At 35.2% G+C, this 20,314-nt stretch carries 21 protein-coding genes and 1 riboswitch; of the genes, 4 read left to right on the top strand and 17 right to left on the bottom strand.

Features of this window, described 5'->3' with window-relative positions; genetic code table 11:
- Positions 1-5 precede the first annotated feature (5 nt).
- Positions 6-1,328 (top strand): NAD(P)/FAD-dependent oxidoreductase, encoded by a 1,323-nt coding sequence (locus tag ACP5Q2_RS00230; protein WP_428096060.1) that lies wholly within the window; start codon positions 6-8, stop codon positions 1,326-1,328.
- Here ACP5Q2_RS00230 and ACP5Q2_RS00225 read toward each other — a convergent pair.
- From ACP5Q2_RS00225 to ACP5Q2_RS00165, 13 genes are all read right to left on the bottom strand, one after another.
- A complete protein-coding gene (locus tag ACP5Q2_RS00225; RefSeq protein WP_428096058.1) occupies positions 1,325-2,050 on the bottom strand; it encodes a 7-cyano-7-deazaguanine synthase in 726 nt (241 codons plus the stop codon). The two genes, ACP5Q2_RS00230 and ACP5Q2_RS00225, sit on opposite strands and share 4 nt — an antisense overlap.
- Positions 2,034-3,065 carry a tRNA 2-thiouridine(34) synthase MnmA gene (gene mnmA, locus ACP5Q2_RS00220; RefSeq protein ID WP_428096056.1) on the bottom strand — a complete coding sequence of 344 codons (1,032 nt, stop codon included), beginning with the start codon at positions 3,063-3,065 and terminating at the stop codon, positions 2,034-2,036. Before mnmA ends, ACP5Q2_RS00225 begins: the two co-directional genes overlap by 17 nt.
- Before the next feature lie 69 nt (positions 3,066-3,134).
- Positions 3,135-3,683, bottom strand: a complete 549-nt coding sequence (locus ACP5Q2_RS00215; protein ID WP_424604561.1) for a hypothetical protein — start codon at positions 3,681-3,683, stop codon at positions 3,135-3,137.
- 12 nt (positions 3,684-3,695) lie between these two features.
- Positions 3,696-4,400, bottom strand: a complete 705-nt coding sequence (cobS, locus tag ACP5Q2_RS00210; RefSeq protein ID WP_428096054.1) for an adenosylcobinamide-GDP ribazoletransferase — start codon at positions 4,398-4,400, stop codon at positions 3,696-3,698.
- Complete coding sequence (cobT, locus tag ACP5Q2_RS00205) at positions 4,397-5,458, bottom strand: nicotinate-nucleotide--dimethylbenzimidazole phosphoribosyltransferase (protein ID WP_428096052.1); 1,062 nt, start codon at positions 5,456-5,458, stop codon at positions 4,397-4,399. The genes cobS and cobT overlap by 4 nt, the downstream gene beginning before the upstream one ends.
- Positions 5,455-5,724 carry a cysteine-rich small domain-containing protein gene (locus tag ACP5Q2_RS00200; RefSeq protein ID WP_424604558.1) on the bottom strand — a complete coding sequence of 90 codons (270 nt, stop codon included), beginning with the start codon at positions 5,722-5,724 and terminating at the stop codon, positions 5,455-5,457. The genes cobT and ACP5Q2_RS00200 overlap by 4 nt, the downstream gene beginning before the upstream one ends.
- Complete coding sequence (gene cobU, locus ACP5Q2_RS00195) at positions 5,714-6,232, bottom strand: bifunctional adenosylcobinamide kinase/adenosylcobinamide-phosphate guanylyltransferase (RefSeq protein WP_428096050.1); 519 nt, start codon at positions 6,230-6,232, stop codon at positions 5,714-5,716. Before cobU ends, ACP5Q2_RS00200 begins: the two co-directional genes overlap by 11 nt.
- The gene (gene cbiR / locus ACP5Q2_RS00190; RefSeq protein ID WP_424604556.1) at positions 6,204-6,923 is read right to left on the bottom strand and encodes a cobamide remodeling phosphodiesterase CbiR; all 720 of its coding nucleotides are present in this window, start codon (positions 6,921-6,923) and stop codon (positions 6,204-6,206) included. Before cbiR ends, cobU begins: the two co-directional genes overlap by 29 nt.
- Positions 6,920-7,678, bottom strand: coding sequence for an energy transducer TonB (locus ACP5Q2_RS00185; RefSeq protein ID WP_428096048.1), 759 nt, complete (start codon positions 7,676-7,678; stop codon positions 6,920-6,922). Before ACP5Q2_RS00185 ends, cbiR begins: the two co-directional genes overlap by 4 nt.
- Positions 7,656-8,480, bottom strand: a complete 825-nt coding sequence (locus tag ACP5Q2_RS00180) for an ABC transporter ATP-binding protein (protein ID WP_424604554.1) — start codon at positions 8,478-8,480, stop codon at positions 7,656-7,658. Before ACP5Q2_RS00180 ends, ACP5Q2_RS00185 begins: the two co-directional genes overlap by 23 nt.
- A complete protein-coding gene (locus ACP5Q2_RS00175; protein WP_428096046.1) occupies positions 8,480-9,442 on the bottom strand; it encodes a FecCD family ABC transporter permease in 963 nt (320 codons plus the stop codon). Before ACP5Q2_RS00175 ends, ACP5Q2_RS00180 begins: the two co-directional genes overlap by 1 nt.
- The gene (locus tag ACP5Q2_RS00170) at positions 9,442-10,239 is read right to left on the bottom strand and encodes an ABC transporter substrate-binding protein (protein WP_428096044.1); all 798 of its coding nucleotides are present in this window, start codon (positions 10,237-10,239) and stop codon (positions 9,442-9,444) included. The genes ACP5Q2_RS00175 and ACP5Q2_RS00170 overlap by 1 nt, the downstream gene beginning before the upstream one ends.
- 55 nt (positions 10,240-10,294) lie before the next feature.
- Positions 10,295-12,187, bottom strand: coding sequence for a TonB-dependent receptor (locus ACP5Q2_RS00165; RefSeq protein ID WP_428096042.1), 1,893 nt, complete (start codon positions 12,185-12,187; stop codon positions 10,295-10,297).
- 115 nt (positions 12,188-12,302) lie between these two features.
- A riboswitch (cobalamin riboswitch) is annotated at positions 12,303-12,426 on the bottom strand.
- A 399-nt stretch (positions 12,427-12,825) separates the two neighbouring features.
- On the opposite strand from ACP5Q2_RS00165, the gene ACP5Q2_RS00160 reads away from it, so the two are divergent.
- The 3 genes from ACP5Q2_RS00160 (at position 12,826) to ACP5Q2_RS00150 (ending at position 15,964) form a co-directional block, all read left to right on the top strand.
- Positions 12,826-13,371: a hypothetical protein gene (locus ACP5Q2_RS00160; RefSeq protein WP_424604550.1), complete on the top strand. Its 546-nt coding sequence runs from the start codon at positions 12,826-12,828 to the stop codon at positions 13,369-13,371.
- 260 nt (positions 13,372-13,631) lie between these two features.
- Positions 13,632-14,261: a response regulator gene (locus tag ACP5Q2_RS00155; protein ID WP_428096040.1), complete on the top strand. Its 630-nt coding sequence runs from the start codon at positions 13,632-13,634 to the stop codon at positions 14,259-14,261.
- Positions 14,258-15,964 (top strand): sensor histidine kinase, encoded by a 1,707-nt coding sequence (locus tag ACP5Q2_RS00150; protein WP_428096038.1) that lies wholly within the window; start codon positions 14,258-14,260, stop codon positions 15,962-15,964. The genes ACP5Q2_RS00155 and ACP5Q2_RS00150 overlap by 4 nt, the downstream gene beginning before the upstream one ends.
- 10 nt (positions 15,965-15,974) lie before the next feature.
- Here the strand turns inward: ACP5Q2_RS00150 and ACP5Q2_RS00145 are convergent, their stop codons facing one another.
- The 4 genes from ACP5Q2_RS00145 to ACP5Q2_RS00130 all read right to left on the bottom strand — a co-directional run bounded on the left by ACP5Q2_RS00145 (position 15,975) and on the right by ACP5Q2_RS00130 (position 20,299).
- Positions 15,975-16,769 carry a 4Fe-4S binding protein gene (locus tag ACP5Q2_RS00145; protein ID WP_428096036.1) on the bottom strand — a complete coding sequence of 265 codons (795 nt, stop codon included), beginning with the start codon at positions 16,767-16,769 and terminating at the stop codon, positions 15,975-15,977.
- Position 16,770: 1 nt separating this feature from the next.
- Positions 16,771-17,520, bottom strand: a complete 750-nt coding sequence (locus ACP5Q2_RS00140) for a 4Fe-4S dicluster domain-containing protein (protein WP_424604546.1) — start codon at positions 17,518-17,520, stop codon at positions 16,771-16,773.
- The gene (locus ACP5Q2_RS00135; protein ID WP_428096034.1) at positions 17,510-17,842 is read right to left on the bottom strand and encodes a chaperone NapD; all 333 of its coding nucleotides are present in this window, start codon (positions 17,840-17,842) and stop codon (positions 17,510-17,512) included. Before ACP5Q2_RS00135 ends, ACP5Q2_RS00140 begins: the two co-directional genes overlap by 11 nt.
- 69 nt (positions 17,843-17,911) lie before the next feature.
- Entirely contained in the window at positions 17,912-20,299 is a 2,388-nt protein-coding gene (locus ACP5Q2_RS00130) for a molybdopterin oxidoreductase family protein (RefSeq protein ID WP_428096032.1), read from the bottom strand.
- Between the last annotated feature and the right edge of the window lie 15 nt (positions 20,300-20,314).

Here is a 20,314-nt window from a genome sequence, read left to right as displayed (position 1 = left end):
TAGTAATGGAAAAGGTAGTTATCGTAGGTGGTGGGCCCGCCGGAAGGGTACTTGTACATTCTCTTTATGCTTCAAAAAAAGAATATGATATCACCCTTGTTAAAGATGAGGAGATCAATGCAAATCGATGTGCTGTCCCTTACGGTATTATTGACAAAAAACCTGTGGAAAAATTCTGCATTCCTAATAGTCTCGTTTTAGATTTTGGAGCGAAATTGATCATCGATAAAGCCACAGAGATAGATACTGCAAATAGAGTAATCTACACCGATAAGGATCATATTTTACACTATGATCATTTACTGCTGGCTACGGGATCAAGACCTTTCATCCCTGATATTGAAGGGGTAGATCTGGGTAATATCCTCACAGTAAGGTCAAAATCTGATATGGAAACAATACGGGGACTTGCAAAAGTTTCCAAAAGATGTGTGGTGGTAGGTGGTGGATATATAGGTGTTGAAGTGGCGGTCGTTTTAAAAAAGATAGGGCTTGATGTGTCTATCGTTGAGATGCTGCCACATATTCTTCTTGCCACAATGGATGATGATTTTGCAAAGGAGATCGAAGATTCTATCATTAAAAATGGTATAAATGTTGTAACTGGAACAAAAGTTGTAAGGTTTGAAGGGGATAAGGTTGTAAAAAGGGTTGTCTTAAGTGACGGCAGGTTTATAGAAACCGATTTTGTTATTGTTGCGGTGGGGGTGTTGCCAAATACCGATCTTGCAGTAAAATCAGGGATAGCCACTTCTAAATATGGTATTATTACGGATGACTATCTTATGACCAATGCCCCAGATGTTTATGCTGCAGGAGATTGTGCCGAAAAGAAATCGTTTATCACAGGTAAACCTATAAGGGGAGAGTTTGGCACCAACGCAGTTTTTATGGGTAAATATGTGGCAAAGAATATTTTAGGGAAGAGATCTAAGTTTTCAGGTGTTATAAATGCAAATGTTTCCACTGCTTTTGAATACAGTTTTGGATCTGCAGGTTTAATTTATAAAGCTGCCCTGGCGGATGGTATCGATGCGGTTCTGGGGGAATCCGAGGTGATGGATATGTATCCGATGATGGATGGCGTATCCACCATCAAGACAAAACTTGTTTTTGACAGAAAAACCGGGAAAATAATCGGGGGTTCTGTTTTAAGAAAAGGGCACTGCACCGCATCAAACGTCGATTTTATATCGTTTGCCATTCAGATGGGAGCCACCATTGAAGATATATTAAACTATCAGTACTGTACACATCCAGAACTTGCTGCAAAACCTTCGGATAACACCTATATGTTTGCTGCTAAGGATGCATTGAAAAAGATCTAATCAGAATATTTAGGGGGTGGCTCTATGCCATACCCCCCTAATAGATCTTCCACCAATCTAAACTGATCTTCAGATATTATATGTGGTTTTTTGATTTCATAATAGAAATTTTTCCCGTTATACCTGATCCGCAATCCGGGGATTTTTTGCCTAAGGATATCTTCCATATCTTCTATTTTTTGCATTATATCATTATCGATAGGTATATTCACAAGCCTTGTGGCTTTGCAGGATTCTGTTGTGAAATGAAGATCTTTTAAAGGTGAATCGTTTAAGCCCTTCAATACATCATTTTTTCCAAGAGACAGATCGATCAAGGGGGAAATTACACCATATTCTTCAATGGCTCTTCTACCAGGCCGCACTTCTGATAGATCATCGATGTTGCTTCCATCAAATATTACTTCATACCCCAATTCTTCTTTTATCTTTTTTATCTCTTCTAAAAAGCTTTTTTTACAATAGTAGCATCTATTTTCATCATTTTTAAAAAAGTTTATATCCATTTGGGCTTCAAAGCCGATCCATCTGACATTCAGCCTTTCGGCAATATATCTGGCCTGATTGATTTCATATCGGAATACATGACTATTCGTGGCTGTAACGGCAACGATTTTTTTACTTTCTATGTATCTTGAAGCAAGGTAAAGGGTGAAGCTGCTGTCAGCACCACCGCTTAAAGCCACAACTGCACTTTTAAACCTGCTAAAATACCCCTTCAATGAATCCTCCACCCAAAAGGATATCTTTATTGTATATGGCAGCCACCTGACCAGGCGCCGGGAATGGCTGGGGTTCGTCAAAAAGTAGATGTGCCCTGTCGTCCGGAAGGATCTCCACAAGGAGATTTGCATCTTTCATTCTATATCTCAGCCTTGCCTGGGCTCTGAAAAGCTTTTTTGGACTACCAAACCAATTGCAATTGTGAAGCCTGACACCTCTAAAACCGGATCTATTTTCGTCGGTGAGGTGGATGTCAAAAGTTACCGGATCGATATGTTTTACGTAAAGGGGTTTATGATATCCTATGCCCAAGCCTCTTCTCTGTCCCACTGTGTAAAACTCTATCCCCTCATGCTCCATGATCCTTTCACCGTTGTAGATAAAGTACCCTTTTTTGATCTTGTTTGGATCGATCATCTTTTTCAGGTAGTCCCTATAGTCCCCCCCTTCTAAAAAACAAACCTCCTGGCTGTCTTTTTTCTCTGCCACCTCAAGACCTATAGAAGATGCAATCTTTCTGACTTCTAATTTATCCATCATCCCAAGTGGAAATAGTAGTTTATCCAGCAGATCATTTCTTATAAGGGCAAGATAGTAGGATTGATCCTTTTGGGTATTTGCGGATTTTTTTATATATTTGTGACCATCCACTTCCACAATATTGGCGTAATGACCGGTGGCAATATGATCTGCACCATACTTTAACATTTCGTTGTACAGGAAGAAAAACTTAGCATTCCTATTGCAGTAGGCACATGGGTTTGGGGTGAGCCCTTTTCGATAGCTATTTATGAAATAAGAAATGACGGTTTCTTTAAATTCAATCGACTTATCTATCATCTCCCATTTGATATCAAGTTTTTTTGCAACTGTTTCCGCATCTTTTAAATATTTTTCCTGATTTTCAAACATCTTGATGGTTACACCAACCACATCATATCCCATCTTTTTCAAGATATAAGAGGTTACAGATGAATCAACACCACCACTCATAGCCACAACAACTCTTTTCACTAAGATCCTCCGTTATCTTTTGGGATATATTATATTAAAAAGTATAAATCGCAATAGATTTATGCAACTTTAATCCAGTTCAAACCTCATATTGACTTTTATGGTTAGAATTAGTTCTCCATGTGGTGGAAAGGTTATTGATTTAAGCCTTTTTATTACGTATTCTTCAAGTTCCTGACTTCCTTCTCTTCTAATCGTTTCAACGGTTCTAACTCTTCCAGAGCCTTCGATATCTATTTTAAAAAGGTATTCACCCTTTAAACCTTTCTCTTCTAAATAATCCCTTATATCCATCTCACGGTTTAGTATTTTCAAAAATTCGGTATGGTACTCTTCCTCATCAAAGCTGTTATTAATTCTGGGGATGTCTCTGATAGGGTTTAGTGTAGCATTGATATTTTTCAAGTATTCGTTGATCTTTTCCAATAAATCTTTTTCTTCAATCGATTTTAGTTCTGAAAAGTCGTTACTTACAGATTTTGATTGGAAATCAACAATAAATATTTTAGGTACAATTAGTTTTTCTCTTTTGTCATCATTTTTAATCGGAATCATGAAAATAGCTAAATGTATTAAAATGGAAAGTAACAGGGAGATTAAAATGGCTGATTTGTTCATGTAAGTATAATATCAACAATAGGTTTCTAATTCAATAGAAATATAAAGCAGGATTATTTCAGAAAGCTCTATAAAAGCTCCCACCATATCACCAGTCCAACCACCGATGACCTTTTTGTAGAATGAAATTACGATTATACAGAGTAGAATAAATCCAATATTGAAAAAGATAGAAAACAGTAAACTTTCGTAGAAAAAGATCGTAAAAGGTACTAAAAGAAAAAATGAGTACAAACTTTTTAATTCCACCATCTTGAAAAAAGAACCGGTACCGGATTCTCTTGCGTAAGGTAAGGCTGACATTACAATTACAGCCCCAAGTCGGGAGTAGGATAAAGTGAAAAATAGTATTGATGGGTGGATATCCTTCAAAATTTCATACTTGAAAAGGGATGCAAGGATGAGGGTAACAGCCCCCATGACTCCTATTCTGCTATCCTTCATAATCTCCAGCTTCTTTTCTCTTCCTTTATGGGAAAAAATTGCATCCGCCGTATCCGCAAGACCATCAAGATGCAATCCTCCGGTGATCACTGTAAAATAGAGTAATGTGAAAAATTCTTTAAAATGTAAGTTACTCTTCAATAATAAATAAGCAGGCAAGGCAATGAAAAACCCCACCATAGGAAAAAAATAGACAGCTTTTTTATTGTCGTAATCTCTAAGATTGATTTTAAAAATAGTTAAAAATGATACGGCCGTCAAAAAACCTTTCATTTGGGGATACCTGCTTCCTCAAACGTGGCCACATTTGAGATCATATTTGCCGCCTGTTTTACTATCGGTAGGGCAAGTACTGCTCCGGTACCCTCCCCAAGCCTCATATTTAGATTGAGTATCGGCTTTATGTTGAGATAATTCAGCATTCTGATATGTCCCGGCTCTTCCGAACAGTGTCCTGCTATCATATAACCTCTTGCATCGGAATTTAGTTTGTATGCTAAAAGGGCTCCGGCGGTGGATATAAAACCATCTATGATAGCTGGAATTTTTGAATACGCCGCCGCCAGAATTATACCTGCAATTGCACCTATCTCAGCACCCCCAACCTTTGATAGGATATCAATAGGATCTTCCGGATCAGGTTTGTGAATTTCTATGCCTCTTTTTATCACATCTATCTTCCTTTTTACCCCTTCGATATTTAATCCAGCCCCTTTACCCGTCATATCCTCCACCCTGCTGCCTGTGATGACTGCACCAATTGCCGCCGATGGCGTTGTATTCCCAATCCCCATTTCTCCGGTTATCACCACATCAAGCTTTTTCTTTTTGATATACTTAAGCGTTATCTCGATCCCTGCTTCTATCGATCTTATAGCTTCCTCTTTTGTCATGGCAGGTTCTCTGGTAAAGTTTCTGGTACCAGATACCACTTTTTTAGCAACAAACTCATTTTTAAAATTTTTGATATTAGATGGATCAAATTTAGATCCGATATCGGCAAGAATTATATCAAGCCCCTCAAGCTTTCCCAACACGCTAACGGTTGCCAGATCGTTTAAAAAGGCATTAAACATAAGACCAGTGACCTCCTGAGGAAAAGAGGATACCCCTTCTTCCACCACTCCATGATCCCCCGCCATCACAAATACGGCACCTTTTTCCATCTTAGGTTTTAATGTGCGGTAGATGGCGGCAAGCTGTTCGGAGATTTCATGCAGCCTCCCCATTGCCCGCAATGGCATAAGCAGGTTGTCATTTCTCTCCATAGCTTTTTTTCTAAAGCTTTCATCTATAGGCTCGATCTTTTGTAAAATCTCATCAAGCTTCATAACTCCTCCAGCTTCAACATTTTTAGTTTATCTTTTTTTATACTATTAAATGCTTTGTTTAGCTGCTGGATGACAAATTCATATGAGCCATCATCATGATTTTTTGTACAATCTGAGCAGTCTTTTACATTATTAATAAACTTGTAGTCTCCGCCACAGTCCTCAAAAAAATAAAGGGGACAGAAACAAAAAAGACAATTTTGATTTTCTATCTTATGGCAGGGATAGTATTCACAATTTTTGTTGGAAAAAAATTTATAACTCATTGTTTAACTCTCCTTTTAAAAATAGTGGGTACCCTGACACCATAAAAACTACCTTATCCGAAATATCAGCTATATTCTGGTTTGTAATACCAAGAAGGTTTAGATATTCCCGGGTGGTTTTCTCTAAGGGGATAACCCCCATACCAATCTCGTTTGATATGATGACGACATCATTTTTCATATCTTTTAGACTGATGATAAATCTATCTATGTATTCGTTAAGATCCTTTTGATGATATAATAGATTATTGAGCCATACGGTTATGCAATCTATCATTACAAAGTCAAATTCTATAGATCTTTTTACCGCATCATCCAGATTGATTGGTTCTTCTATTGTTTCCCAACATCCACTCCTTTCAGCCCGATGGAGATCTATCTTTTTTTTCATCTCCTCATCAAATGGCTCAGCTGTGGCAATATATACCTTTTTCTGATATTTCTGGCCTATCTTTAGACCAAACTTAGTTTTTCCACTTTTAATCCCACCGGTGATAAATGTAATCATGATCTCTGAAAAACCCCCTTAGAAATTCTTTCGAATCGTAAAAATCTTTTTCTCCAAATACCTCAATTATTATCTTTACATTATGATCAATGGAGAAGTCTAATAGGTATTTTAAAAGTTTTAAATCGATATACCTTACAGACAGATGGTCTTTTCTCTTTTTTACCCCGTGTAGGTGGTAAGCTTTGATCTTATCTTTATATCTATTTAAAAACCCCTTAATATCAACCCCAGCAATGATTGCATGCCCCACATCGAAGCAGATATCCGCATAATTTGAGGAGATTTTATCAAAAAAGTGTACTTCATTGATGTTTTCTATAAGAGTATTGGGGTAATTTGCGATAAAATTTACCATCTCTTCAAAAAAGGTTTCATCATTTTCAGGGTGAATGATTATCTGTTGAGGGTTTAACTGTTTTAATACGTTTGCAAAACGGTTTAGTTTCACCCAGTCAGCCTTGCGGGAAAGATTTAGATCTATGGGCATGTGTATGAAATACTCTATGTCGGTTTTGATCTGCTGCAATAGTTTTATCTCATCTAAGTCTTCTGGGGACATTGAATCTTTATAGCTTTCTAAATAGAGAAGCTGCACAATATCCACCAGACCTTTTAGATATTCGACATTTTTAAATCTTGTGTCGTGTAATATAAAGGAGGTAGTGCCAATTGATTTTATCTCTTTCATCGATTTAGCCTATAACTTATTTTTAATGGTAATTCTATAGTATGTGGTGGTGAAACGTCGAATTTAATTTTACCAGCTAAATTTACTGTATAATCATCCAGAACAGTATATCCGGAAGATTTAACTATTTTTACTTTTTTCAGTTCCCCCAATCTATTTATTGTGACGTTGACCATAATATCCCCTTCTATCCCTCTTTTTCTTGCAAGGAGGGGGTATTCAATCATATCTTTTATCTTCTGTAAAATGTATCTTTCATACTCTTCGATATTGAAGGGTTTAGCTTCATTTTCTGGATAGGTTTTAATATCTTCTGTTTTGGACATTATAATATTCATAGATTTTGGGTTTATTGAAGTAGTTTCTACTTTATTATTTGCAATCGTTTTTGGTTCCTCCTGATTGATGGTAGTTTTTGTTTTATCTTCATCTATTTTGTTTGGTTGTATCTGTTCTTGTCTGGTAAACTCCTCCACAGCATCTTTATATATCAGATTTTGTTCGTTTTTTGCATAAAGAGGTTGTATATCTTTTAAAATTTTTTTATTATTTGTTGTATCTACTTTCTTTTTTATACTTTCATTGGTGGAAAATGGAGAATTTTTTTTATTTATTAATTCTACAAAAATGATCCTGTTTTTTTCAATACTACCGTCTAAAGGTAAAGAGATTTTTAAGTATACGATTAACAATATATGAAAAATCGTGGAAAATATAATAAAAGCTGGCAATCTACGTTCTGTCATCATAATCATCTTGCAAACTGCTCTTGAGTGACATCTTTGAGGCTGGCAAAACGATGGGATTTCCAGATACCGGGTTTATATCCGTAACTATTACCGTTTTGTATATCTCTTCCAGTATATCGTATCTTAAAACCTCTCTGGGGGTACCAAATTTAAATAACTCCCCATCCCTCAGGAGTGCCAGGTAGTTGCAATATTCCGATGCAAGATTGAGATCGTGAAAAATGCTTATTATGCTTATATTCATCTGGGTATTTAGTTCCTGTATAAGGTCTAAAATCTTTATCTGATAATTCAGATCAAGATGGGCTGTGGGTTCATCGAGTAGAAGTAGTTCAGGTTCCTGAACCAACGCCGAACAGATAGCCACCACCTGCTGCTGGCCACCACTTAATTCGTACATAAATCTATCTTTAAACTTTTCTATTCCAAAAAAATTCATAAATTTGCGGCTTATCTCAATATCTTTTTGGGTTTCGAAGATCTGAAATTTTTTAAAATGCGGTAATCTGCCTGCCAGAACGTAATCCATGACTTTAATATCTTTGTTGTCCACAAACTGACTCACATAAGCTATTTTCCTGGATCTATCTTTATTATTTAACGAAAAAAGATCTCTATGATTAAGATAAATGGTACCACTAAAAGGTTTTAATATCCCTGCTATAGTTTTCAAAAGGGTGGTTTTACCGGATCCATTTGGGCCTATTATGCCAAGAAAGGATGATTTTGGTAGTGTGAGGGTTATACTTTTTAGTAAAAATTGATCTTTGTATCCGGAGACAAGATTTTCTATCCTGATAAATTCCATTATCTTATTCTCTCTTTTTTGAATATGTATATGAAGAATATTCCACCAACTATTCCAGTAATGACACCCACAGGCAGTTCGTTTGGATATATTATTTTTGATGCTAAAAAATCTGATGCCGTTAAGAAAAAACCACCACCCAAAAAAGATGTGGGAAGAAGGATTCTAAAATCTTTATAAAATAGCTTTCGCATCAAATGTGGCACCACGAGTCCGATAAAACCTACCATTCCGGTTACCGATACTATCGATGCCGTAATGAAGGAAGCCGTGATGATAGTGATTTTTATAACCACATCAATGTTGACCCCCAGAGTGAAACTTTTTTCATATCCGAATTGCATCGCATTTAAGTCATTTGCCAGAAGATAAAATATCACAAATCCGGATGAGACTATAAAAAAAAGGATGAAATTTATGTTGTTTTCTGCATTTCCAAGGGATCCCATAATCCAGAATACTATACCATGGAGATTCTCAACTTTGGAAATCGACAGAATAAGCATCAGCAATGAAGAAGAGATAAAGCTTATCATGACACCAATTAGGAGAAGATTTTTTGTGTCTATCTTATGGTTTCTTATGGCAACTATATACAGTATAAATAATGAAAATAGGGCACCTAAAAAACCTGCGATTATCAGAGAAGAAAATCCCAAAAATGTTTGAAAGTTTACCATTAAACCTAAGGCAACCCCCACTGCTGATCCGCCTGAAATCCCCAATGTATAAGGTTCCACGAGATTATTTCTAAATACACCCTGCAACACAGTACCACACAGGGCAAGTCCCCCACCTGCTAATAAACCAAGAATAGCCCTCGGGAGTCGTATTTCTGCTATAATGGTTGTGTTGATATCATTCACAAGAGGGAAGGTGTCGTAAAAAAGTTGCAGTGATATAATACAAAAAGTCAAAAAAAATATAATGAAAACTTTTGCTACAAAATGATCCTTATTCATCATCTTTCGTGAACCATAATACCTATCTCATCGATTAGATCAATTAAGTCTGGCAAAGTGGGACTTCCAAGTCTATCCGCATTGACAGTGTATAACCGGTTATTTTTTACAGCAGTTATGGATCGGTATCTTTTGAATTCCTTTATAACCTCTTGTGAAGCAATCCCCATATCCATTATCAAGATTACCTCAGGGTCATTTTTCAAAACAAACTCTTTAGATACCATTCCAAAATTCAGCTTTTTTGCAATATTAATCCCGTTTACTGTTGAGATAATATCATCGATGTAAGTCCCATTGGGAGCTGTAAATAGTGGATTTACACCTAATACAAAAAAAACTTTTGTTTTCTGGTATTTTTTATATTTATTTTTGATCTTTTCTAATTTATTTTTAGAGATATCTACTATTTTACCTGCCTCTTCCACCATTCCGGTTATCTGACCAACTTTAATGAATGAATGTAAAATATCATCAATACTTTTGGGGTAATCTATTATTTCAACTCTTAGATTAAGATTTTTGAGTTTATTTACGGTTTTAATATTTGTTAATGAGTTGGCAAATACGACATCTGGTTTTAATCTTACAATGGCTTCTACATTTATATCCATTATGGATCCAACAATCTGTGCTCTGGATTTTTTGTCATTGGCAAGGGGGCAGTAGGATGTACATCCCACTATATTATCCTTAAAACCCAAACTGATGAGCTGCTTTGTAATTGAGGGGGTAAGTGATACTATTCTTAATGCATACGAACTTTTGCTATAAAAGATTACTAATAATGCTACCAAAATTATTTTATAGCGGGGGAAACACCCCCGCATTATCCTTGCCATTTTCATATCGTTAAAACTTTATGGATCCGCCTGCGTATATGTTTCTATTTATTGATGGATAATATCCATTTCCAAAAGAGCTATAGTACACATAGTCATAGTATTTTTTGTCCAATATGTTATTTATTTTTAGAAATAATTCATAATTCTTCCTGACGAAGTCTATCTTAGCATCACTCACAGCATAGCCCCCCATTTTGCCATCTACGTTTTTATAATCATTCCCTTTATAGTAGGAGCTGTAGTATCTTATGTCGTAAAATAATCCTATTCCATTGTTGAATCTATACCCTACAGAACCTTTGAGATTGTGTTTTGAGACGAGGGGAGCAGTTTTACCATAGTACGCTTTTTCTGTAATTTCAGAATCTATATAGTTGTAACTCCCCTTTAATAAGAGCTTTTTGTCATCGTAACCACCATTGAGATTAAAGATATATTTTCTTGTGTTCAGGTTAATATTGGCTGGATCCGTTGAAAACCAATTCCAATCGGGGTTCGTGAATATTTCATTGTCGGAGGTCTGTTTGTAGGCTGAAGTGGATAGGAAGTAGCTTTGCTTATTCCACTTGTATCCCATCTCGTAGTTTATGGACTCCTGTTTGGTAATTTTAGTGTTTAATCCAGACCATTCGTTTATTTCATCTGTGGTGGGGAATCTGAAGCTCTTATCATACTTTAAATAAATGGATTGATTTTTATCTATGTTAAAACCCAATGTTGTGGTATAGGCAGTGGCACTCATATCTTTTGATAGTTTTTTTGATGTATAATCATCGTTTAGTTTCGAATACCTTACTCCGACATTGATATATAGTTTGTATATATCTATCTGATCGAAAATGTATAATGAAGAGGTTGACCTTTTCAAATCATCATTAGAAAAAGATACTTTAGATAAGTCGTGTTCTTCGAAATCTATACCTGTTATTAATCTGTTTTTGTAATGGTTTTTGTCTATGGTGAGTTCATATTTTAGATTTGTAGAAAACGTTTCCAATTCATCCTCCGTTTTCCCCCAAAAGTCATAATCTCTATTTCTATCTTTATAAAACGAGTCAATAGAGAATTTTCCAAATCTGCCGGTATCGTAGGATAACTTAAGCCCAATTAAGCTTTCATAATCATGTCCCCCATAATCTGGTGTTTTTGTATATTTTCTACCATATTTATAGATATCACCAAGGGTTAAATATCCCGGAAATCCATATTTTGAGTCTGTGTATAGCCCATTTAAAGTTATCTCCAGTTTATCGGTGAAGTAGGAAAATTCGGTGTTAATGGTACCTGAGTACAATTCAGAGTTGTCCCTGTAGCCCTGAGTGCCAAATTTATTGCCGCTCAGTAAAAATGAGTAATTTTCTTTTGCCATTACCCCTTCGGCGTAAGCATCATATAAGCCATAGGAACCACCAGAAGTTTTTACTTTAAAGGAGTTTTTAACAGGTTTTTTTGTGATGATATTTATAACACCACCGGTTGCTCTATCGCCAAACAATACGCTATTGCTACCTAAATAAACCTCAACCCTTTCTATCATATCCACCGGAACAAGTGTGAGATCGGGATTACTCATATCAGGATTTGTTATTCTTCTGCCATTTACCATAATCACGTTGTTTAGTCCTGCCTTATCCCCCACAAAGCCACCAATATTGATGGTGACATTTTTTTTATCATAAGATTTTATATTTAAACCATTAATTTTTTCCAATAGGTCGTATGTATCTAATGGTTTTAATTTTTGAATATCTTCATAGGTTAAAATAGTTATGTTAGCTTGATTCTGTGAAAATGTTTCTGTGATTTTATCGCCAAAAACGGTAATTGTTTTCATATCGTCTGCAAAAATATAAAAAGGCTGTAGTAATAATATAAATGCAATATAAAAGAATCTTTGCATATTTCCTCCATTTTAATTTTTTTGGTTTAAAAAAAGAGAATTATACTTAATGTAGAAGTCTACTGATAAAGGACTAACATAGATACCTCCTTATCCTCGTAAGGTATTTCGCAAAGGGTATCCTGGCTCACCTTCAACCTACTCGCCGGCCTTCCCACCTTTTTTAAGGAAGTGGCCATTGATGGCTTTCGTCTGGCTCACAGTTGCGGGACAGCGTCGGATTTTCACCGATCTTCCCCTACTTGCGATAACTGATTCTATATTTTTTTTATTAGAAAGTGTCAAGGGATAAAATTATTCTTCTGTCTTCCCCTCCTTTTGGGGACAACCCTTTTACTTATGCACTATATTAGTGCATTTCTTAAAAATATGCACTAATAACATATAAAATAGTGCAAATTAATTATCATATGAAACATTGAAACAGAAAGGTAGTACATAAACAATTATGTCAATAAAATACCCCTTACTTTTTTAGTTGACATAATTTTTTTAGTATCTACAATGTTTCAATTGCAGATCCGTTAAGTTATTTTTTAATAACACCTCATCTATATATTTTTCCTATAAATACCATCAAAATTTTTCTTAGGAAAAAGTACTATGGAATTTTTATTAAAAAAATTATATCAGATATCATGCTGGAAGAGATTTTGTTGTTATATTTTGGTAAATCTATTGATGATAAGAAAGCTTTAAGCGTAATTGATAAATATATTTGTAAAAATTTTACAGAAGAGGCTGAAAATATAGCGAAATCATTGATATTAAAGCACTATACATCATTATCCGATCAAAAAAAGATCTATGACTTACAATATAAAGATGATGGTCTTAAAAAGATAGAATCTGTGATTGATAATCTTCCTTCCTGTTGTTTTGTTACTATCGATTCCGATAAAGTGGCAGAAATCTCTTTTGTCAAAACTATAAAAGGGTATATGTATGGGGATGTGGTAAATTATATCGATGGAATCAGGGATCTTATAAAGGGTCTAAAAGATACAAAATTTTATCTTCTTTTGCTAAAGGATAGGGGCACAAATGACATGGATGAAGGTTTTGATAAATTTTGCTCTTATATATCAAAGGATTGTTTGAAGGTTTCTGCTATTATAGATATTACTGATACGTTTAGAATTGAGTTATATGAAATAAAACACACAAATATACTTTTATCCTGATTGCAGTATATTTTAAGGTAGGGGGAGGTACTGGGTCGTAAAAATTTCAAAAGTTCATATCAAAAATTCATATATTGGGAATGAAAAAGGAGTTTAAGTAAATACAGTATAGTGGGGACTTTTTATCTTGATTATATTTTATCTTTTCAGATCTCTCACCCCATCTTCTTATAAAATATTACCAGTTATGGTCTTGAAGGTGATTATATCTTATTTTTGAACTATTTACTTTTTTTATGTTTTGAGTTATTTAGAAAAGTATGCATAAGCTAAATCTACTAATAGTTGATGATCACCCACTTTTTAGAAAAGGGATTATTTCAGTAATAAAAGATGCTTTAATCTTCGAAAAGATTTTTGAAGCTTCTACGATAAAAGAGGTATTTGACCTGCTAAAAAAAGAAAAGATCGATTTTATCACTCTCGATCTGAATCTTCCCGATGGTGATGGTATTAATATAATAGAAAAGATAGATTATGAGCAGAATATTCCTATTTTGGTTATAACTACCTACAACTCCCAAATTTTATCGAGGGATGTTTTAAAGAAAGGAGCCAAGGGGTATATAGCAAAAGAGAATATTTCAGATAATCTCATAGATGCAATTAATGCCATTTTACGAGGAGGCAACTATTTAGATGCTACAGCCGAAATGTTAGATAAGAATTCTGAAAGTAGTACAGAACTATATTTTAACCTTACAAAAGCCGAAAAAGCTATATTCAAAATGATAGCTGAAGGTAAGGCTTCCAAAGAAATCGCTTTTGATACTGGCAGGAGTGTAAAAACGATCGAAAACCAGAGGGGGGCTATAATGAAGAAGCTCAACCTTAAAAATGAGACAGAGCTTGTTAAATTGGCATTGAAGCTTGATATTATTGATTTATGATTTCTGCTTTCAAGCTTTTTAGAAGATATTTTATCACCCTTACAATATTAATTATTGCTATTCAGGTTATTATATCATTCTTTATTTTGTTTGATTCTTATATCAGTATTAAAAAAAATACGGGAACTCTAATGCACTTTGTATCCATTGCACTTATGGAATATGATAGGGAAGTGATGCGTAAAATGAATTTAGTAAGTTCATTATTTAATGATATTAAGCACGATTTAATAAAAAAAAATCACCATAACATCGATGATATCCTTAAAAAGATCGAAAAAATAGACAACCCTCAGAATTTTTCTATTGCATTTATAAATGATGAAGGTAAAATCGTTGATACAAACTTAAAAGAGGAAAAAGGTCTAAATCTTTTTCAGCTTCCGGATGCGAAGGTTAGGTTGACAGAAGCAAAAGAGACAGAGGTGCTCTATTTATATTTTCCTGTATATAATCCACAGAATAATAGTTTTTTTGCCTACCTACTCCAGTATTTAACAGAAAAGAATCTCTTTTTACAAATGGGATATAAAATAGATATCTTAAATGACCTTTTAAATAAGGTCGCTATTCTTGATACTATACAAGATTATAGTTATAGATTTTCTATTTATAATATGTCTAAAATTGGTGAAACATATTTATTAATTCCTCTAAAAGGTGGAAAAAGTTTTACCCAAGATGATGGAAACAAAAAAATATATTCAGATATTTTAAATAAAATGACAAAGAGTAAGCTTTTTGAGTACGATGAGAGTTCATTTTTGAAAATTAGGATGGCTCATATAATTACTAAAAAAGATTGGTCGTCTCCTTATGGTATATTCTATGTCATTGAGATAAACCCTAATGTAACTGGTACGATAAGAAATATTCTTATTATCAATATTATTTTCGTGTTGATTTATATTATCCTTTATTTTTACTACAATGTCACTATCAAAAAGAACTTTGTAAAACCGTTGCAAAAGATCACGGAAGAGATTTCAAACTCCACCCCCATAGTAGACCAAAAATCCTCTAATGTTTTGGAGATAGAGAGACTGAGGAATTCTTATTTAGAGCACCTTGAAAATATCAAGTTAAGAGATCTTTTAAAAGAGGTATTTATCGCTCAGGAAAATGAAAGGGAAAGGATTTCAAAGAATCTACACGATACGATTCTTCAGGACCTCAGCTATATTCTAATCGAATTATCCAGAAATGGTCAGAAAACACTCGGCGATATTTTGAAAAATAGTATTAAAAACTTGAGGACTTTGCTTATTGAAACTGATATGTTCAAATTAAAGAAGTTTGGACTTGAAGCATTTTTAAATGAATTTATGGAAGAGATGATGTATAGGTTTCAAAGTATCGATTTCTTTCATGAAATAGACCTCTCAAACGTAGATCTTGATGAAGAAAAAAATCTACTTATTGCAAGAATAGTAAAAGAACTTCTGTTAAATGCCGCAGTTCATTCGGGTGGTAAAAATATTTTTATGGCGGTCAAAAGAATTGATAACGAGATCGTGATAACTGTAAAAGATAATGGTGTAGGTTTTGACTTGGATAAAGGTTTTAATAAAAAGGGGCATTTGGGATTAAAGCTAATAAGGGAGAGGGTATATATATTAAAAGGTAATCTTAAAATCTCTACTAAAGATGGCACAGAGGTGGTGATCAGGATACCGATAGATGAAGATATAAAAGATTCATAAGATCAAATGGTTACATTCTAAACTTTAGGGTATCAACTTTTTTGTTGTCAGGACAGACTTCAATGCAATCTCCGCAGTTATGGCACAAGCTATTATCCGCTTCTCTCATAGGATTAAGCAACATCGGGCATGCCCTGATGCAGCTAAGACAGTTACTACAGTCATCCTTTACTTTGACTACTTTTAAACCTTTTTTCCATCTGAAGAGTGACAAAAAAGTGCCCTGAGGACAGAAGTATCTGCACCAGAATCTAAAGTAAAAAAACTCTAATATTATCAATATCAATATAAAGAAAATTTCAAAAGTAAGATAATGGAATTTCACCAGCACCAATGCCTGTGAGGAGATGATTCCTGGTGCAGAAATCAGGTTTAAAAGCGGTATTCCCGATATACCCATAAATAAAATCCCTATGATCAGAAATCCATATCTTATGAAATTAGTTTTATGGGGTAACCGTTCATCGTAAGACGGTTTACTATTTTTTATTTTAAGCTTTTTCTTCAAATAATCTATCCCTTCCACTATGAAATAGTAAGGACAACCCCAGCTACACCAAACCCTTCCAAGTAAAAGTATTAGTAAGATAGGCAGGATTACAGAAATAAACATGGTTGTGTTTATATGTCTGGAAGAAATTATTGCCTGAAAAATAGCAAGTGGGTCTGCTATACCTATATCACCAATATCTATTGAATAAAATGTCCCTTTTATGAAATAAATTTCCAATATATTTAATAACGGAACAACAAACATTCCAACAAAAATAATAGATTGAATAACTTTTCTATATTTTTTTATCATTTTACCATCCTTCGATCTTCTCCTGTACTTTAAAATTGTTTTTGAATTTTGGTTTATCTTCCCCCTGGATATTCTGTTTTTTCTGAAGTAGCTTATCTCCTTTTAAATAATCATCTGTAATCTCTTCAGATTTTTTAAAGCTCATTTTTGAACGCTGATAATAGAACCCTGCGGTATCTTTGTTTCCCATTCCAGAGGGGGTTATATACACAGATTTTGGTTCAGTGGGACATTTTTCCACACATATACCGCAACCAACACATTTCTCAGTAATTACAGGCAGGATATATTTTTCCATTATAATGGCTTTGTCCTGCAAAGGGCAAACATTATAGCATGTGGAGCATATTTGGGCTCTTCCGGTACTGATTACTCCTTCTTCTTCTTTAACATATAGATAATTAAGACACCTATTCTGATCGATATGGGCAATTCCCATTTTTACTTTTTCCGCATCCACAAGATTATTATCCAATGCACCGGTGGGGCATACCGAAGGGCATTTCATACAAAGATAACATGCCCTATCTCTAGCAAAAATATAAGGGGTGCCGATCTGCATCTTTTCGAATAGATCAGCTCTTTTTATCGAATCGTAGGGGCAGACCTCGATACACCTTGCACACCTGATGCAGAGTTCCATAAACTTTTTTTCCTCTACCGCCCCAGGTGGACGAAGTCTATCGACCTGGTAAAAACCTTTGAATGGGTTCTTGTTTAAAAAGTCCTGAAGAAATTTTTTAATACTCACTTAATATATCCCTCTCTTTCCTCTGTTCACTTTTTGAAAAACCTTTTAAACTTAAGTCTGTGGGGATCCCTTTCTCTATTTTATCCACCTCTTCTTCAAAGTTGAAATAGTGATGGGAAATTTGTACTATAAAAGGGTGTTCCTGTAATTTTTTACATAATTCTTCAAGTTTAAAGTCGGATTCCTCTTCAATAGTTATCAATATGTTGCTTTTCTTCTCATCAATTGCATGAATATCTATGTTGGGATAGTCTTTTAAAACTTCCGCAACTGAGTTAGTAGAATCTTTCAAACATGTCACAACACTTCCAACTAAAATCATATTTTTCCCCCTACATAGTTTTTATAAGGCAAGGATGGGATATCCCCACCCTTACCTGTGAAATGCCCATTACACAAATTTTTCGTTTACATCTGAAATAATATATTTATCTTTAAGCTTAACCGGACCTGATACTTTTCTTATTTTTACAGCAGCCACTTTATATTCAGGTTCGAAGGAGCCAGGGTCAACAGCATCATTACATACAAAATTTACCATTCTGTCTACATGTTGGTCATACCAAGGAATAAATAGTATACCCGGAAGTGACTTTTGAGTAACTACAGCTGGTAATGTTACCTTACCTCTTCTGCTGGCAACTTCCACCATATCACCATTGGTTATACCATATTTTTTTGCATCTTCCGGATGTATTTCCACAAAAGAATAAGGTTGAGCCCTTGATATCTCAGGTATTCTCATTGTCATAGTGCTTGTATGCCAGTGTTCAATAACCCTTCCGGTCGTCAGGAAAAATGGGTACTCCTGGTCAGGATTTTCTGCAGCAGGTTTGTATGGCCTTAAAAAGATATTCGCTTTGCCTTCATTTTTTGCATCCATGTAGAAGTAGATCTTTTTATCAGAAGGGATTTTTTTGCCAAATTTTTCCAAAAACCCTTGATGATCAAACATTGGATCTAATCCTCTCACATATCTTCTTACAGTTCCAGGGTGATCAGGAGATGGGCAGGGCCATTGTACACCTGCTTTCTCTTTTTTAATTCTCTCATAACTTACGCCTGCAAATGTATGATCTGTATCTTTTGTGACTCTGGTATAATCAGCCCATGCAAGGGCATTTGCTTTCTGAGGATCGTCCATATTCCATGGAATAAGTTTTTCAAGCCCCATTCTTTTTGCTATCTGTGCTGCTATCCAGATATCTGGTTTTGCTTCTCCCGGAGGATTGACAGCTTTATCTGTGTGCTGACTTCTCCTTTCGGAACATCCATACACTCCACCTTTTTCATAAATAAATGCAGCCGGAAGTATTACATCGGCAAGCTGTGTAGTCCTGGTGGGAAATATATCCAACACCACAAGAAAAGCATCTTTCATATTCTTGATATACTTATGCGCATTTGGAAGAGATTGGGCTGGGTTTGTGGTACATACAAGCATTGCTTTTATAGGTTTTGTGGTATCATTTTCAGCGCCCAGGCTTTCAAACATTTTTACAGTGTGAAACCCAGGCTTTGGATCAATCGTCCCTTCGGGTACTCCCCACTCTTTTTCGCAATGGGCTCTCCATTTAGGATCAGCTACAGGTTTTGTCCCTGGTAATAGGTGGCAAAGAGCTCCAGTTTCCCTAACACCGCCACAAGCATTGGGTTGACCTGTGAGGGAGAAAGGCTCTGCACCAGGATAACCTATCTGGCCTGTAATAAGATGAAGGTTATGCACAAGGTTATTTGCCCACACACCTCTTGTCCTTTGATTTAACCCCATACACCAGAGGGACATTGTGGGGCCATGTTTTGCAAACCACTCTGCAGCTTTTTTGATATTTTCAGCTGGGCATCTGGTAATCTTTTCCACCGCTTCTGGGGTAAACTGCTCCAGAAACTGAACATAATGGTTGAACTCGTACACCTTTTCACCATCTGTGATTCTTGTATGCTCATCTATAAATTGTTTGTCATGCCATCCATTTTTTATAATCTCCCGAGCCATACAGTGAAATACTGCAAGGTCAGTACCTGGGTCAACAGGTAGCCACAGATCAGCTATTTTAGATGTGTTTGTTTTTCTTGGCTCACATACGATAACCTTTACATCGGGATTTGACATCTTTCTTCTCATAATCCTTCTAAAGATTATCGGATGGGCTTCACTTGTATTGGATCCAACTATAAACAAGCATTTTGCATGTTCGATATCGGAATAACTACCGATAGGTTCATCTGAACCATACGTAGTTATATATCCAGCAACTGCACTTGCCATGCAGAGTCTTGGATTCCCCTCCACCATATTGCTGCGGAATCCGGCTTTCCAGAGCTTATTGAAGGTATATGTCTCCTCTGTCATTGCCTGTCCGGAACCATAATAGGCGACAGAATCTTTACCATATTTTTGATGAAAATATTTAAACTTTTCTGTAACATAATTTAATGCTTCATCCCAGCTAACCCGTTTAAATTTACCATCAGATTGTCTTATCATCGGATATTTTAGCCTGTCTGGATGGTACATTACTTTATACGCTAAGAAACCTTTTACACATAAAAATCCAAAATTTGTTTTAGCTTCTGGATTCCCTTTTATGGCTACTACTTTATCATTTTTTACCCCTAAATAAACACCACAACCAGTCCCACAAAATCTACATGTCCCCTTCACCCATCTGTCAACATCAGCATCTTTTGCCTCTGCCTTTGATGAAAGATTTATACCAGCCGCCGCTGCTGTGGCTACTGCAGCACTTAATTTTATAAAATCTCTTCTTGATATCATATATCAACCTCCAAA

The sequence above is a fragment of the Calditerrivibrio sp. genome, from assembly GCF_049968475.1.
Taxonomy (GTDB): Bacteria; Chrysiogenota; Deferribacteres; order Deferribacterales; family Calditerrivibrionaceae; genus Calditerrivibrio; species Calditerrivibrio nitroreducens_A.
Note: the sequence above shows the minus strand (reverse complement) of the source record. Positions and strands in the feature narration are given on the sequence as shown.

Excerpts from the sequence above, each read along its gene's own strand:
- cobU (WP_428096050.1), bottom strand. The coding sequence starts at position 6,232 with ATGATTACATTTATCACCGGTGGGATTAAAAGTGGAAAAACTAAGTTT.
- ACP5Q2_RS00130 (WP_428096032.1), bottom strand. The coding sequence starts at position 20,299 with ATGATATCAAGAAGAGATTTTATAAAATTAAGTGCTGCAGTAGCCACA.
- cobT (WP_428096052.1), bottom strand. The coding sequence starts at position 5,458 with ATGAAGCTTGATGAGATTTTACAAAAGATCGAGCCTATAGATGAAAGC.
- ACP5Q2_RS00155 (WP_428096040.1), top strand. The coding sequence starts at position 13,632 with ATGCATAAGCTAAATCTACTAATAGTTGATGATCACCCACTTTTTAGA.
- cbiR (WP_424604556.1), bottom strand. The coding sequence starts at position 6,923 with ATGAAAGAGATAAAATCAATTGGCACTACCTCCTTTATATTACACGAC.
- ACP5Q2_RS00215 (WP_424604561.1), bottom strand. The coding sequence starts at position 3,683 with ATGAACAAATCAGCCATTTTAATCTCCCTGTTACTTTCCATTTTAATA.
- ACP5Q2_RS00135 (WP_428096034.1), bottom strand. The coding sequence starts at position 17,842 with ATGATTTTAGTTGGAAGTGTTGTGACATGTTTGAAAGATTCTACTAAC.
- ACP5Q2_RS00160 (WP_424604550.1), top strand. The coding sequence starts at position 12,826 with ATGCTGGAAGAGATTTTGTTGTTATATTTTGGTAAATCTATTGATGAT.
- ACP5Q2_RS00145 (WP_428096036.1), bottom strand. The coding sequence starts at position 16,769 with ATGATAAAAAAATATAGAAAAGTTATTCAATCTATTATTTTTGTTGGA.
- ACP5Q2_RS00230 (WP_428096060.1), top strand. The coding sequence starts at position 6 with ATGGAAAAGGTAGTTATCGTAGGTGGTGGGCCCGCCGGAAGGGTACTT.
- ACP5Q2_RS00175 (WP_428096046.1), bottom strand. The coding sequence starts at position 9,442 with ATGAATAAGGATCATTTTGTAGCAAAAGTTTTCATTATATTTTTTTTG.
- ACP5Q2_RS00200 (WP_424604558.1), bottom strand. The coding sequence starts at position 5,724 with ATGAGTTATAAATTTTTTTCCAACAAAAATTGTGAATACTATCCCTGC.
- ACP5Q2_RS00180 (WP_424604554.1), bottom strand. The coding sequence starts at position 8,480 with ATGGAATTTATCAGGATAGAAAATCTTGTCTCCGGATACAAAGATCAA.
- ACP5Q2_RS00165 (WP_428096042.1), bottom strand. The coding sequence starts at position 12,187 with ATGCAAAGATTCTTTTATATTGCATTTATATTATTACTACAGCCTTTT.
- ACP5Q2_RS00150 (WP_428096038.1), top strand. The coding sequence starts at position 14,258 with ATGATTTCTGCTTTCAAGCTTTTTAGAAGATATTTTATCACCCTTACA.
- cobS (WP_428096054.1), bottom strand. The coding sequence starts at position 4,400 with ATGAAAGGTTTTTTGACGGCCGTATCATTTTTAACTATTTTTAAAATC.
- ACP5Q2_RS00185 (WP_428096048.1), bottom strand. The coding sequence starts at position 7,678 with ATGATTATGATGACAGAACGTAGATTGCCAGCTTTTATTATATTTTCC.